The organism is Sphingobium sp. CR28, assembly GCF_052327305.1.
Classification (GTDB): Bacteria; Pseudomonadota; Alphaproteobacteria; order Sphingomonadales; family Sphingomonadaceae; genus Sphingobium.
On record NZ_CP182486.1, the window covers coordinates 551,494 to 565,352 of the forward strand.

Below are 13,859 nucleotides of genomic sequence, written 5' to 3' on the forward strand. Positions count from 1 at the left end.
TTGCCCGGGCTTCGAACCCGGGCAACCCATATCATTCAAGGTCTTAAGCCTTGTTACCTTCGTCGACTTCAGAAAACTCGGCATCGACCACGTCATCGTCGGCCTTGGGCGCCCCATCCGAAGCCGGAGACGCGGCCGCAGCCTGTTCCTTCTCGTAGATCGCCTGACCAAGCTTCATGGCTACCTGCGCCAGTTCCTGCGCCTTGTCCTTCATGGCGTCGGCGTCGCCGCCTTCAATCGCGATCTTCGTCGCGGCAATCGCCGTCTCGATCTCGCTCTTGAGATCGGCTTCGATCTTGTCGCCATGTTCGGCCAGCTGACGCTCCGTCGTGTGAACTAGACTCTCGGCGTTATTCTTCGCCTCAGCGCCTTCACGCCGCTTCTTGTCCTCTTCAGCGAAACGCTCGGCATCCCGGACCATCTGCTCGATGTCTGCGTCCGAAAGACCACCGGAGGCCTGGATGCGAATCTGCTGCTCCTTGCCAGTGCCCTTGTCCTTCGCGGAAACATTCACGATGCCGTTGGCATCGATATCGAACGTGACCTCGATCTGCGGCACGCCGCGAGGCGCCGGGGGAATGCCGACCAGGTCGAACTGTCCGAGCAGCTTGTTGTCCGCCGCCATCTCACGCTCGCCCTGGAAGACGCGGATGGTCACCGCCTGCTGATTGTCATCGGCAGTCGAATAAACCTGGCTCTTCTTGGCGGGAATCGTGGTGTTGCGATCAATCATGCGGGTGAACACGCCGCCGAGCGTCTCGATGCCCAGCGACAGCGGCGTCACGTCGAGCAGAAGCACGTCCTTCACGTCGCCCTGCAGCACACCGGCCTGAATAGCGGCGCCCATGGCGACGACTTCATCCGGGTTCACGCCCGTGTGCGGTTCCTTGCCGAAGAAGTCCTTCACAGCTTCACGCACTTTGGGCATGCGAGTCATGCCGCCCACCAGCACGACTTCGCTGATGTCGCTTGCGGAAACGCCAGCGTCGGCCAGCGCCTTCTTGCAAGGCTCCATCGTCCGCTTGATGAGGTCAGCGACGAGACGTTCCAGATCGGCGCGCGTGATCGACTTCACCAGATGCTTCGGACCATTAGCGTCGGCCGTGATGAAAGGCAGGTTCACTTCGGTCGTCTGCGCCGAGCTGAGCTCGATCTTGGCCTTTTCCGCCGCTTCCTTCAGGCGCTGAAGCGCCAGCTTGTCCTTGGTGAGGTCAATGCCCTCGGCTTTCTTGAAGTCCTCAGCCAGATATTCGACCAGCTTGGAGTCGAAATCCTCGCCACCTAGGAAAGTGTCGCCGTTGGTCGACTTCACCTCGAACACGCCATCCCCGATCTCGAGGATCGAGATGTCGAACGTGCCGCCGCCAAGGTCATAGACAGCGATGGTCTTGCCGTCCTGCTTCTCAAGGCCATAGGCAAGCGCCGCCGCAGTCGGCTCGTTGATGATGCGAAGAACTTCAAGCCCGGCAATCTGCCCAGCGTCCTTGGTCGCCTGGCGCTGCGCATCGTTGAAATAAGCCGGCACCGTAATGACAGCCTGCGTGACCGTTTCGCCGAGATACGCTTCGGCAGTTTCCTTCATCTTCTGAAGGGTGAATGCGGAAATCTGGGAGGGAGAATATTCCTTGCCTCCTGCCTTCACCCAAGCGTCACCATTAGGGCCCTTGGCAATATCGTAGGGAACGAGCTCCATGTCCTTCTTGGTCAGCGGATCATCAAAGCGGCGGCCAATCAAGCGCTTGACCGCGTAGATCGTGTTGTCGCCATTGGTCACTGCCTGACGCTTCGCAGGCTGCCCCACCAGACGCTCACCATCCTTAGCAAATGCGACAATGGAGGGCGTAGTGCGTGCGCCTTCCGAATTTTCGATGACTTTGGGTTTGCCACCGTCCATCACCGCTACGCAGCTATTGGTCGTGCCAAGATCAATACCAATTACTTTTGCCATCTATGCCCTCGTAACCCCAAAAGTTTCAGCGGTTTGCGGGGAAAGTCGCTCATCTGAGCCGATCCTCCGCCGCATAAGTCCCGGCCGATATAGGGCGGCTTTCTCTTGGCACAAGTCACCGGGGAGACTAGGCGCAGGAGAGATTGTTTCACATCGTGACGGAGGCAACGCCATGCGCCTTGCACTTGCTTTTCGTACTCTTGCCTTTGCGGGACTGGCTCTTGCCGGTTGCGAGGACAAGCCTCTGTACGTCGACAAGGCCTGGGTACGGCTCAATGCCAATCCCGAGGCACCGGCTGCGGGATACTTCACGATACATGGCGGCTCATCCCCGGTCACCCTGCGCGACGTGACAACAGAGGGCGCGGTGCGTGCGGAGATGCATGACAGTCAAATGAAGGATGGGATGATGAGCATGACGCCCATTCAGACCGTCGACGTAGCCGCAGGGCAGACCGTGACTTTCGCACCGGGTGGAAAGCATCTCATGCTTTGGTCGATCAACCCGGGTATCGTCGCCCAAGGCAAGATCACGCTGACCTTCATCTTCTCGAACGGCGACCGGATTTTGGTCGACGCGCCGATTACCAAGCCTACCGGTGGAGCGGGCGCGGCCTCGGGCGCAGTCGGAAACCACATGGCGGATCATACGGCCCACTAATCCTACGCCGGGACTCAAATCAGAACCAGAGGCGAACCCCGGCGACAAAGTTCAGCCCGCCGACCTCTTCTCCATATGCGCGGGCGAAGCGGGCAGTGCCGCCCAGCTTGCGCTCCCAGTGAATGCCCAGGTAAGGCGCGAACTCTCGGGCGAATTCGTAGCGCACACGCGCCCCCAGCTCGACGGAACTGACCCGGGCGCCCAGACGCAGCGCCTCGACATCCTGCGCTGAGAAATTCAACTCCACCGCTGGCTGGAGGATCACGCGCTGCGAGAGGCGCAGATCGTAGTTCGCTTCCGCTCGCCCAGTCAGCTCACCCTTGTTGGAAAGGAACATCTCCCCTTCCACCTCATGTCCTTCATGGTGAGCAAAGGGCGCTCACGCAGAGACACCATCACTGCTGTCATCCCCGGCTGGGGCGCAAGCGTCGCCCGGCAAAGGCCCGAACGGTCGATCGCCTCCGCAATGATCGCGAACGGCCGGGCCACCTGCGGCGTCACGATCACATCGTAGGTTTCGGCGATGGCGATCTGAATCTCATCCGTCTCGACCGGCTCGACATCCTAGCCATCCGCCTGCACCACCGTCATCGCAAGCTCAGGCAAACGAAAATTGAAGTTGGTCACGCAAAGAGCACCGGAGTACCGGCGCACATGATAGGGGGCCATAAGCCAGAACATGCACGCTTAAACTGCTCTTGCGAGCGCTGAGAAATACCGACTTAAAACGGCGAGCATCCGGATCCTTGTCCAAACAATGGATCTACGGAAAATGGTGGAGCCGAGGGGGATCGAACCCCTGACCTCTACACTGCCAGTGTAGCGCTCTCCCAGCTGAGCTACGGCCCCGAACCAATAGTGTGCCGGGCTGGACCGGCACTGCGAGGCGCAGCCTTTATGTCAGGCAACGCCTCGCTGCAAGCGTAAAACTTGAGGCAGCTCAAAGCCACCCAAAGACTTAGTTTTCTTCGTCTTCTCCATCCGACGCGTCGACGCCGAGATCATCATCTCCGCCCAGATCCACGTCGTTGTCTGGCGAAGCCTCACCCTCATCCACATCGATATCGATGTCGAGATCATCGTTGGCCTGCGAATCTTCCCCAGCACCACCGGCGGCCGCCTTCTGGGGCAGCTCCTCATAAGGCAGCGGCTGCTTGGATTTCAGGACCGGCTCGGGCGTCCAGACGTTGCCGCACTCGATGCAGCTGACGGGCTCGTCCTTGCCGAGATCATAAAAACGCGTTGCGCATTTGGGGCAGGTGCGCTTGGTACCCCATTCAGGCTTCACCATGTGTCGCCTCTTGTCCTTCATAACGAGCGGAAAGAAAAATCCGGCCTTCGGGAGCACCCTCGGCCTCAAAGTGTCGGGCGCCTTGCCATAGCGGATCGGCCCTGTCAAAAGCCGCACGCACTTTTTCCAGCCTCTTTTGCCTTGGCTGACCCTGACCCTGGATGATCTGATGACGCACTCGACCGCGAAGCCCGCAACCTTCCGGCCCGCTCCTGCACTGCGAGGGACAGTGCGCGTTCCCGGCGACAAGAGCATTTCTCACCGCTCGCTCATGCTCGGCGCGCTGGCTGTGGGTGAGACACGCATAGAGGGATTGCTGGAGGGCGAGGACGTGCTCGCCACGGCGGCGGCGATGCGCGCGATGGGCGCGACGATCACGCGCGACAGTGAAGGCGCATGGCTGGTGAGCGGCGTGGGCGTGGGCGGTCTGCTCCAGCCCGAGACCGCGCTCGACATGGGCAACAGCGGAACGTCTACGCGATTGCTGATGGGACTGATAACCAGCCACGGGATCACAGCGACATTTACGGGCGACGCCTCGCTCAGCAAGCGGCCGATGGGCCGCGTAACCGAGCCACTCGGTCTGATGGGCGCGGATTTCGTGACGTCGCCTGGAGGGCGGTTGCCGCTCACCATGCGCGGTTTATCGCCAGCCGTGCCAATCGAATACCGCCTCCCCGTCGCGTCCGCGCAGGTAAAGTCGGCAATCTTGCTTGCCGGGCTCAATACGCCGGGCTTGACCACCGTGATCGAACCAGTGCCGACACGCGACCACAGCGAACGTATGCTCGCGGGCTTTGGCGCCGATCTAACCGTCGAAATCGATAGCGCTGGCGCAAGAATCATTCGCGTTCGCGGTGGGGCCGAACTCCGCCCCCAGCATATCGTCGTGCCGGGAGACCCCTCCTCTGCTGCCTTTCCGGTCGTCGCTGCGCTCATCACGCCGGGCTCAGAGATCATTGTTCAAAATATCGGCCTGAATCCTACCCGGGCGGGCCTCTTCTCCGTCTTGCGCGATATGGGCGCAGACCTGACTTATACCAATGAACGGACTGTTGGCGGCGAGCCGGTCGCCGATATTACAGCTCGCCACAGCAGCCTGACCGGTATCGACGTTCCGCCGGAAATCGCGCCAAGCATGATCGACGAATTCCCGATACTCTTCGTCGCGGCTGCCTTCGCAAAAGGGGTGACCCGCACGAGCGGGCTTGAAGAGTTGCGTGTGAAGGAGTCGGACCGCCTCTCGCTTATGGCGCAGGGACTGGTGCGACTCGGCGTCCGCGTGAACGAGAGTGAGGACGGCCTCATTATCGAAGGCTCAGGCGGAGAGCAGCTGCCGGGCGATAACGCGCCTCCCACGATTTCCGCCTCTCTCGACCATCGCATCGCCATGAGCTTCGCGATCGCGGGCCTCGGCACGCAAGGCGGCCTGATCGTGGATGACATGAGTCCGGTGGCAACGAGCTTCCCGATCTTCGAGGATATGCTCGCCGAACTCGGCGCGATAGAACCTGTGTCATGACAGTCATCGCGGTGGACGGACCGGCGGCGTCCGGCAAAGGCACGATCGCACGTGGCCTGGCCTTGCATTATGGTTTGCCCCATCTCGACACGGGCCTGCTCTATAGAGCGGTGGGAGTGACCGTGGCGCGTGCCGGGCTTGACCCGGACAACGAGGCGAACGCGACCGAGGCATGCAACTTCCCGGACGCGCTTTTGCGCGAGCCTGAGCTGAGAAGTGAAGAAGCCGGCGCGTTGGCGTCTCGCGTATCGGTGCATCCTGCAGTTCGCGCGGCGCTCCTGGAAAGACAGCGCGTCTTTGCGGCTCAGCCAGGTGGTGCAGTGCTCGACGGGCGCGACATCGGGACGGTTATCGCACCCGATGCTGACGCAAAGCTCTTTGTGACCGCAAGCGTGGACGCGCGCGCCGCCCGCCGCCATATCGAAGATCCTTCCCGCACGCTCTACAGTTTGAGAGAAGACCTTGCTGCTCGCGATGCGCGCGACACCAATCGCTCCAGTGCCCCGCTCCGGCGGGCAGATGGCGCGGACTTGCTAGATACGAGCAATTTGACTATAGGCGCCGCCATCCAAAGCGCGATCGCGCTGGTGGATGCTCGACTGGAAAGTCGCCGTTAGGGCGACAGGCCGAGGCGCGTCGCATAGCGGGGCGCCCTTTTCGCTTTTCCTCTCCTGAGCATTTTTCCAGCGGGTAACGTGCGCGGATGCTTGCATCGGCATGGGGCCATGCGGGCAGTTTGGCCGCAAGACCGCCGGACACAACCGGCTGGCCAGCAATGACTCAAGGACTTCTTTCTATGGCCTCTACGGCATTTCCTTCGCGCGATGATTTTGCCGCGCTTCTCAACGATTCTCTCGGTGGCGCCGACGGCGGCTTTGAAGGCCGCGTGGTCAAGGGCACTGTCACTGCCATCGAAAACGACATGGCCGTCATCGATGTCGGCCTCAAGAGCGAGGGCCGCGTTGCCCTGCGCGAGTTCGCCGCCCCCGGCCAGAAGGCCGATCTGAAGGTTGGCGACGAAGTCGAAGTCTATGTTGATCGGGTCGAGAACAGCATCGGCGAAGCCATGCTCTCGCGTGATCGCGCCCGCCGTGAAGCCGCGTGGGACAAGCTGGAAAGCGAGTTCACCGAGAGCGCTCGCGTCGAGGGTGTCATCTTCGGCCGCGTCAAGGGTGGCTTCACTGTCGACCTCGACGGCGCTGTGGCGTTCCTGCCGGGCAGCCAGGTCGATATCCGTCCCGTCCGCGACGTCACGCCGCTCATGGACATTCCCCAGCCCTTCCAGATCCTCAAGATGGATCGCCGCCGTGGCAACATCGTCGTTTCACGCCGCGCGATCCTGGAAGAGACCCGCGCCGAGCAGCGCAGCGGCCTCATTCAGACCCTGTCCGAAGGGCAGATCATCGAAGGCATGGTCAAGAACATCACTGACTACGGCGCCTTCGTGGATCTCGGCGGTATCGATGGCCTGCTCCATGTCACCGATCTCAGCTACAAGCGGATCAATCACCCGAGCGAGATGATCAACATCGGCGACACCGTTCGCGTCCAGATCATCCGTATCAATCGCGACACGCAGCGCATCAGCCTCGGCATGAAGCAGCTCGAGAGCGATCCGTGGGAAGGCGCAAGCGTCAAATACCCGGTCGGCGCCAAGCTGCACGGCCGTGTCACCAACATCACCGAATATGGCGCCTTCGTGGAGCTGGAGCCGGGGATCGAAGGCCTCGTCCACGTTTCGGAAATGTCCTGGACCAAGAAGAACGTCCACCCCGGCAAGATCGTATCGACCAGCCAGGAAGTCGATGTCATCGTGCTCGAGGTCGATGCCGAGAAGCGCCGCATCAGCCTGGGCCTCAAGCAGGCTCAGTCCAATCCCTGGGAGAGCTTCGCAGATCGTCACCCGGTCGGTTCGACCGTGGAAGGCGAAGTCAAGAACGCGACCGAGTTCGGTCTGTTCATTGGCCTCGACGGCGATGTGGATGGCATGGTTCATATGTCGGACATCGCGTGGGGCATCTCGGGCGAAGACGCACTGAACCTGCACCGCAAGGGCGAGACGGTTCAGGCGATCGTTCTCGATATTGATGTCGAGAAGGAGCGTATCAGCCTTGGCATGAAACAGCTCGAAAAGGGTGCGCCAGCCATCGGCAGCGCCGCCTCGTCGAGCGGCCTCCAGAAGAACGCCACCGTCACCGTCACTGTGCTTGAAGTCCGCGATGGCGGCCTTGAGGTTCAGGCCGGCGACGACGGCGTCACCGGCTTCATCAAGCGCAGCGACCTGGGTCGTGATCGCGACGAACAGCGCCCCGACCGCTTCCAGGTCGGCCAGAAGTTCGACGCGCTGGTAACTGGCTTCGACCGGTCCAAGAAGCCCACCTTCTCCGTCAAGGCGCTGCAGATCGCTGAGGAGAAACAGGCCGTGGCACAGTATGGCTCATCCGACAGCGGCGCATCGCTGGGCGACATTCTGGGCGAAGCGCTCAAAGCGAAGGGCTGATCCCAGCTTCCATTGCTTTTAAGAAAAGGGGCTCGTCGATACACTCGGCGAGCCCTTTCTTCATCGTCGAGATGGTTGCAGTTACGAGTAATTTCTGTTGCGCATCTCGCTATTTCCGTCGCATGAATGATGCATATCCGTTAAGCGGATCGAAACACTGCTCCTCAGCTTGCGACAGAAGCAATACTGAGCGCAGATAGAGAAGGGACGATTTGATGATCCGGTCTGAAATTGTTCAGCACCTGGCTACACTCAATCCCAACCTCACAACCAGTGAGGTCGATAAGATCGTCAGCACTGTCTTCGATGCCATCACCGATCGCCTTGCCCAAGGCGGCCGTGTCGAATTGCGGGGATTTGGCGCTTTCACAACGCGCTCACGTGATGGGCGGACAGGCCGCAATCCCCGTACAGGCGTGGAAGTGACGGTTCCGGCCAAGCGTGTCCCCCACTTCAAACCCGGCAAGGAAATCCGTCAGCGCCTGAACAGCGACGCCTGATTGATCGCCCGTCGAACCGACGGGACGGCCGGGCAAGCCTGACCAGACATGCCTCCAGAGCACTGCATATTCGTGCGGACGTGGCGAAACCGGTAGACGCAGCAGACTTAAAATCTGCTTCCCTCTGGGAGTGCGGGTTCGAGTCCCGCCGTCCGCACCAACGAACGCTCCGTTGATTCAGGAGCGAAATTCGCGCAGTTGGGGGAGTGCCCGGTAGAAGCCGGGATGCGAAGGTCTGTTCTTTCATGCCAGCTTTTTTTCCGACCCTGCGAGGCGCGACCATTTGTCTGCTCGCCGCATGCGCTGTTCTCGGCGGATGTGAGCGTGGCTCGGACAAGCCCGTCGTCGTCGATCTGATTGGCCGGCAGGAGGAGCTAGCCCGTCCTCAGCCCGGAAATGTTTCAATCGTCTCCCGGACTTTCTTGGGCGCCACCGCGCAGGGCCTGCTGTCTTTCGATGCCCGAGGGGAAATAGTAGGCGGCGTCGCTGAAAGCTGGATCGTGACAGATGACGGGCAAAGCTACATTTTTCGGCTGAAGCAGCTGAACTGGTCCGACGGTAAACCCGTTCGCGCAGACGAAGTCGCGAAATTGCTGCAAGCAAGATTTAAGGCGGCGCCAGATCTGTTGGGCGGTCTCCAGCCCCAAGTGCGCGCAATGACGGATCGGGTCATCGAGATCCGGATCGATACCGCTGTGCCCTCTTTCATACAGCTTCTGGCGAGCCAGAGACTGCCCCTCCTCAAGGCCGCTCCCTTTGTCGGCAGCGGGCCTTATGGCGCAACAATCCGTCTTCAGCGCGCTTACCTAACCCCACTCCCCGATGGCCTCGACCCGGAAAGTGCAGATGCGAGCCCCGAACGGGACCGCGACCGCAGAACACTGGAAGTCGCTCGCGCTTCGCTTGCTCTCGTGCGATTTCAACGCGGCCAGACTGACCTCGTGCTCGGCGGCCGCTATCAGGATCTCCCGCTGCTGGGAGTCGCTGGCATAAGAGAGGCAAGCATCCGGGCCGATCCGGTCAGCGGCCTCTTCGGCCTTCTCCTGTCCGGGAACTCGCCCCTGCTCAAAGACGCGACGATCCGCGCCGCGATCAATTCCGCCGTCGATCGCGGCGCGATTGCCAGCGCATTCAATGTGTCTGGCTGGACGATCGCCGAACGCCTCCTGCCGGCACAGCTCGACCTTGCCGGCTCGCCTACTGCGCCAGTCTGGTCCGGGCAGGACATTGCTCAGCGTCGGGCGACCGCGCGGGCCGCAGTTGCAGAGTGGGTATCCAAGAACGGAGATGCCCCTGTTCTAAAGATTGCGTTGCCACCTGAGTCAGGCTCGCGTTTACTTTACCGCCGCATCGCTTCCGACCTCGCGGACATCGGCCTTAGTCTCCAGTTTCAACTGGACACGCGCGGCGCCGACCTCGTTCTCATTGACGAGGTTGCGCCATTTGACAGCGCGCACTGGTATATAGGCAGACTTGCATGCAAGTCCGGACCCGGATGCGATCCGGAAAGTCTCGCGCGATTAGCTGATGCGCGCGCAGCTGGCGACGCTGCCTCGCAAGCTCGCCTCATGGCTCAAGCGGAAGCGCTGGTGGTCGGGCAGGACAATTTCATCCCGCTGGGAACACCGATCCGTTGGTCCCTCGTCGCGCGCCGGCTCACCGGTTTCCAGCCTTCGCCGCGCGGGGTACATCCGTTGAATCAGCTTCTCCCCCTCCCCAATTAGGGACGGCGGCCGGGCAAGGCCGTTCAGGAGACCTGTGCAAATGCGCAATGCCCGCCCGACAGCCGATGATGTTGCCCGCATGCTCGATGCAATGCCGGGCCTCGGGCGCGATCCTCAATCCATCCGCCAACGAATTGAGATGATGGAGCATCTCCTCGAAAATGCTCTGGTTTTTCCCGGAACGAGACTCCGCTTCGGTCTCGATTCCCTGATCGGCCTTGTTCCTGTGGTCGGGGATCTGGTCACGGCGGCTATGGGGGCATGGATCGTGTGGGAGGCGCGCAATCTCGGAATGTCCCGGTGGCAAATCACCCGAATGGCTGCGAATGTCGGCTTCGACACCGCGATCGGCGCCATCCCACTGGTGGGGGATGCATTCGACTTCGCGTTCAAATCCAATTCTCGCAATCTCAGGATCATCAGGCGCCACTTGGACCGACATCATCCCGGCACTACGACGATCGAGCAATGATCTGGCGGCGTTTTCAGCCTCTGCGCCAGATCCGCAGCTTGCGGCGAGACGTGGCCCCGCCGTCCTGATTGGCCCTGCACGCTTCATAGCGGAGGCGCTTGTCGAGGCAGAGCCAGAGTTCATCCAGCCAGCCGTCCCTCGTCGCCGTGACACGAACTGCGCGGGCAGGGACAGCCGGATTCACAGCGACGAATGCATCGACAAAGCCACCGATTGTCATATCCCTTCGCCTGGAAAGCGCATCCATGTTGGGATAGCGAAGGGCTCGGTACAAGGCGCGACTTTTCGAGAAATAGGGAGCCGGATCACGCCCCATACAGGTTCCATGCTTGGCCCATTCATGCTGGATGAGATCGGGCGACGGCGTTACGCATATATTCTGGCGCACGAGCGACTGAGGCAGGATCGTAGCTGTCCGGCAGTATTGGGGCCAGGTCTTGCCAGCACCGTCAGGCCATAGCCCGTGGAGCGTAAAGCCGAAGGCGCCCAGCTTACCGCCGCACCGCAGCGCGTCACTACGGCCGGGACTACGGCATAATTGCGGAGACCAGCTGATCGCCAGTGTATAGCTCGCGGTAGGAATACGCCGGACGGGTTCGTTCCTGCTGGGGCCATCGAATTTGGGCCGCGGCAGAATCGAGGGAGCAGTGCAGCTCGCGGCCTGCGCGAGCGCGGGAAGCGGAGCAGTTATCGCGAAGCCAGCGGCGGTAAGCCGAGCAAGCGATCTACGCATTGGCGAAATCCAGACCGATGTCCGCAGCCGGGGCCGACTGGGTGAGGCGGCCAACACTGATGAAATCCACGCCCGTCTGGGCGATCTCCCGGATCGTCTCCAATTGCACCCCGCCCGATGCTTCCGTGGGCACACGCCCGCCAACCAGCGTAACGGCGCCACGCAGAACGGCAGGCGGCATATTGTCCAGCAGCAAATGTGTCGCGCCAGCAGCAATCGCAGGTTCGATCTGGTCGATACGATCGACCTCTACGATGATTTGTCCAATCCCCGCGGCCACTGCCCGGCGCACCGCCTCACCCACCGACCCTGCGACCGCGATGTGGTTATCCTTGATCATCGCGGCGTCCCACAGGCCCATGCGATGATTGGTCGCGCCGCCCATACGGGTCGCGTACTTCTCCAGCACACGCAGACCAGGGATCGTCTTGCGCGTATCGAGCAGAGTGGCGCCCGTGCCGGCGATGCGATCGACATAGGCACGAGTCATGGTGGCGATACCGGAGAGATGCTGCACGGTATTGAGCGCCGAGCGCTCGGCGGTGAGGAGCGCCCTCGCCTTGCCGCGAAGGCGCATCAGGTCGGTCCCAGCCGAAACCTTGTCCCCCTCTCCCACCAGCAACTCGATCTCCACATCGGGATCGAGCGCACGGAAGAAGGCCTGTGCAATCGGCAGGCCGACGACAGTTACGGCATCACGGCTGTCCATGGCGCCCGTGAAGAGGGCGTCAGCGGGAATGACGCTTTCACTCGTCACGTCGCGTGGCGGTGAGCCCAGATCCTCGGCCAGGGTGGCGGCGACAAACGCATCGAGATCGAAACCGGGCAGGTCGAAAGGCGTCATAGCTATCAGTCCCGCGCGCCGAGATCGCCCCTGCCCACTGTGCCGCTGGCCATCTCCAGCATCCGGTCGAGGCTCTTCTTCGCCGCGAGGCGGAGCGTCTCGTCCATCTCGATCCGGGGGCTGAGGTCGCGCAGCGCGATGTAGAGCTTCTCCATCGTGTTCATCGCCATATAGGGGCAGATGTTGCACGCGCAGTTGCCATCCGCCCCCGGCGCGCCGATGAAATTCTTCTCAGGCACCGCCAGCTCCATCTGGTGAATGATGTGCGGCTCGGTGGCGACGATCAGCGTGTCGCCCGGCAGCGCCTTAGCGAAGGCCAGAATACCGCTCGTCGAGCCGACATAATCGGCATGATCGACGATGTGCGGCGGGCACTCGGGATGCGCGGCGACCGGCGCGCCGGGATGCTGCGCCCTGAGCTTGAGCAGTTCGGTCTCCGAGAAGCTCTCGTGGACGATGCACACGCCCGGCCAGAGCAGCATGTCGCGCCCCAGCTTGCGGTTCAGATAACCGCCCAGATGCTTGTCCGGCCCGAAAATCACTTTCTGCTCGGGCGGAATCTTCGAGAGGATGATCTCCGCCGAGGACGAGGTGACGATGATGTCGCTGAGCGCCTTCACCTCAGTCGAACAGTTGATGTAGCTGAGCGCAATATGGTCGGGGTGCGCCTCGCGGAACGCCTTGAATTGACTGGGCGGGCAACTGTCCTCAAGGGAACAGCCCGCGTCCATGTCCGGCAGGATCACCGTCTTGTCCGGCGAAAGGATCTTCGCGGTTTCCGCCATGAAGCGCACGCCGCAAAAGGCAATCACCTCAGCGTCCGTCTCCGCGGCCTTACGGGACAGTTCCAGCGAATCGCCCACGAAGTCCGCCAGATCCTGAATCTGCGGCTTCTGGTAATAATGGGCGAGGATGACCGCATTGCGCTCCTTGCGCAGTCGATTGATCTCGCCGAGCAGATCGACCCCTGCGAGAGAGCCGCCGATACCGCCGCGTGCGTCCATGACTTCGAATCTCCTGTCCCGTTCCCCCGGCAGATGGCCCGACGGCGAGGCAGGATCAAGGGCGGAGAGGCGCCGAGCTCATTTGCCCGGCCATGGGACGGCCCGCCCCGGGCGTGCCGGCGAGCACTTGCTCGGTAAGCGCATAGCCCGCCGGACTATAGGCAACGCCGTCCGCCACCAATTGCGTGCCGACCAGCACGGCGAGGCCGCAATACCAGGCAGGATGGACCCGGCCGGACCGGCGACGATCGGCAATCATCCCCGCCGCGAAGAACACCATCGGCGCGACAATCGCCGCGACGTACCAGCCATAGGGGACCATGAGGGGCATGGGGAGCAGCCGCCCGAAGCCCGGCCCGGTGAGAATGATCATGGCGCAGCACATCAGGCGCCGGTGCCAGTCCGTCCGCCGACGCATAACGAGCCCGGCGATCGCCAACCCGGCGAACGCGGTGATGCCGAGCGGATTGACAATGAGAAACTGGTTCTGATCGAAGAAGAACGGCCCGCCACTGCGCCGCAGGGTCGTCACCGTCATGAGCGTGCCCAGCGCGACCATCGCGGGAATGAAGGCCAGCGCGAGCCAGCCAAGCTGCCGGTGGAAACGGACATTGCCAGTGGCGGCCAGGATGGTCTGGACGAGATACAGCACCACCCAGC

At 61.8% G+C, this 13,859-nt stretch carries 14 protein-coding genes, 2 tRNA genes and 1 pseudogene; 8 read left to right on the forward strand and 9 right to left on the reverse strand.

The genetic code is table 11. The features are described 5' to 3' along the window. Positions 1-43: 43 nt before the first annotated feature. Positions 44-1,948: a molecular chaperone DnaK gene (dnaK, locus tag ACNAOH_RS02530; protein WP_443971207.1), complete on the reverse strand. Its 1,905-nt coding sequence runs from the start codon at positions 1,946-1,948 to the stop codon at positions 44-46. 172 nt (positions 1,949-2,120) lie between these two features. On the opposite strand from dnaK, the gene ACNAOH_RS02535 reads away from it, so the two are divergent. Then, positions 2,121-2,609, forward strand: coding sequence for a copper chaperone PCu(A)C (locus ACNAOH_RS02535; RefSeq protein ID WP_443971208.1), 489 nt, complete (start codon positions 2,121-2,123; stop codon positions 2,607-2,609). Positions 2,610-2,628: 19 nt separating this feature from the next. On the opposite strand, the gene ACNAOH_RS02540 is transcribed toward ACNAOH_RS02535, so the two are convergent. The 4 genes and pseudogenes from ACNAOH_RS02540 to ACNAOH_RS02555 form a co-directional block, all read right to left on the reverse strand. Then, positions 2,629-2,958: a copper resistance protein B gene (locus ACNAOH_RS02540; protein WP_443971209.1), complete on the reverse strand. Its 330-nt coding sequence runs from the start codon at positions 2,956-2,958 to the stop codon at positions 2,629-2,631. 2 nt (positions 2,959-2,960) lie between these two features. Beyond that, a pseudogene (locus ACNAOH_RS02545) lies at positions 2,961-3,239 on the reverse strand (copper resistance system multicopper oxidase); the annotation flags it as partial. 143 nt (positions 3,240-3,382) lie between these two features. Continuing rightward, positions 3,383-3,458 (reverse strand) — tRNA-Ala (locus ACNAOH_RS02550). Positions 3,459-3,567: 109 nt separating this feature from the next. After that, a complete protein-coding gene (locus ACNAOH_RS02555) occupies positions 3,568-3,900 on the reverse strand; it encodes a TIGR02300 family protein (protein WP_443971210.1) in 333 nt (110 codons plus the stop codon). A gap of 169 nt (positions 3,901-4,069) precedes the next feature. Here ACNAOH_RS02555 and aroA point away from each other — a divergent pair, with 169 nt between their 5' ends. From aroA to ACNAOH_RS02590, 7 genes are all read left to right on the forward strand, one after another. Further along, positions 4,070-5,422, forward strand: coding sequence for a 3-phosphoshikimate 1-carboxyvinyltransferase (aroA, locus tag ACNAOH_RS02560; RefSeq protein ID WP_443971211.1), 1,353 nt, complete (start codon positions 4,070-4,072; stop codon positions 5,420-5,422). Further along, positions 5,419-6,039, forward strand: coding sequence for a (d)CMP kinase (cmk, locus tag ACNAOH_RS02565; RefSeq protein WP_443971212.1), 621 nt, complete (start codon positions 5,419-5,421; stop codon positions 6,037-6,039). The genes aroA and cmk overlap by 4 nt, the downstream gene beginning before the upstream one ends. A gap of 179 nt (positions 6,040-6,218) precedes the next feature. Next, positions 6,219-7,922 carry a 30S ribosomal protein S1 gene (rpsA, locus tag ACNAOH_RS02570; RefSeq protein ID WP_443971213.1) on the forward strand — a complete coding sequence of 568 codons (1,704 nt, stop codon included), beginning with the start codon at positions 6,219-6,221 and terminating at the stop codon, positions 7,920-7,922. 215 nt (positions 7,923-8,137) lie between these two features. Next, entirely contained in the window at positions 8,138-8,422 is a 285-nt protein-coding gene (locus ACNAOH_RS02575) for an integration host factor subunit beta (RefSeq protein WP_443971214.1), read from the forward strand. 74 nt (positions 8,423-8,496) lie between these two features. Continuing rightward, positions 8,497-8,582 (forward strand) — tRNA-Leu (locus tag ACNAOH_RS02580). 85 nt (positions 8,583-8,667) lie between these two features. Continuing rightward, on the forward strand, positions 8,668-10,146 hold the full coding sequence (locus ACNAOH_RS02585) for an ABC transporter substrate-binding protein (RefSeq protein WP_443971215.1): 1,479 nt from the start codon (positions 8,668-8,670) through the stop codon (positions 10,144-10,146). A gap of 79 nt (positions 10,147-10,225) precedes the next feature. Further along, positions 10,226-10,618 carry a DUF4112 domain-containing protein gene (locus ACNAOH_RS02590; protein ID WP_443971216.1) on the forward strand — a complete coding sequence of 131 codons (393 nt, stop codon included), beginning with the start codon at positions 10,226-10,228 and terminating at the stop codon, positions 10,616-10,618. Between the two features lie 13 nt (positions 10,619-10,631). Here ACNAOH_RS02590 and ACNAOH_RS02595 read toward each other — a convergent pair whose 3' ends face one another. Genes ACNAOH_RS02595 through ACNAOH_RS02610 form a run of 4 tightly spaced genes read right to left on the reverse strand, consistent with a single transcriptional unit; the run spans position 10,632 to position 13,851 of the window. After that, positions 10,632-11,351 carry a ribonuclease T2 family protein gene (locus tag ACNAOH_RS02595; protein WP_443971217.1) on the reverse strand — a complete coding sequence of 240 codons (720 nt, stop codon included), beginning with the start codon at positions 11,349-11,351 and terminating at the stop codon, positions 10,632-10,634. Next, entirely contained in the window at positions 11,344-12,195 is an 852-nt protein-coding gene (nadC, locus tag ACNAOH_RS02600) for a carboxylating nicotinate-nucleotide diphosphorylase (RefSeq protein ID WP_443971218.1), read from the reverse strand. Before nadC ends, ACNAOH_RS02595 begins: the two co-directional genes overlap by 8 nt. Before the next feature lie 5 nt (positions 12,196-12,200). Then, the gene (gene nadA / locus ACNAOH_RS02605) at positions 12,201-13,199 is read right to left on the reverse strand and encodes a quinolinate synthase NadA (protein ID WP_443971219.1); all 999 of its coding nucleotides are present in this window, start codon (positions 13,197-13,199) and stop codon (positions 12,201-12,203) included. 55 nt (positions 13,200-13,254) lie between these two features. After that, positions 13,255-13,851: a hypothetical protein gene (locus tag ACNAOH_RS02610; protein WP_443971220.1), complete on the reverse strand. Its 597-nt coding sequence runs from the start codon at positions 13,849-13,851 to the stop codon at positions 13,255-13,257. Positions 13,852-13,859: the final 8 nt, after the last annotated feature.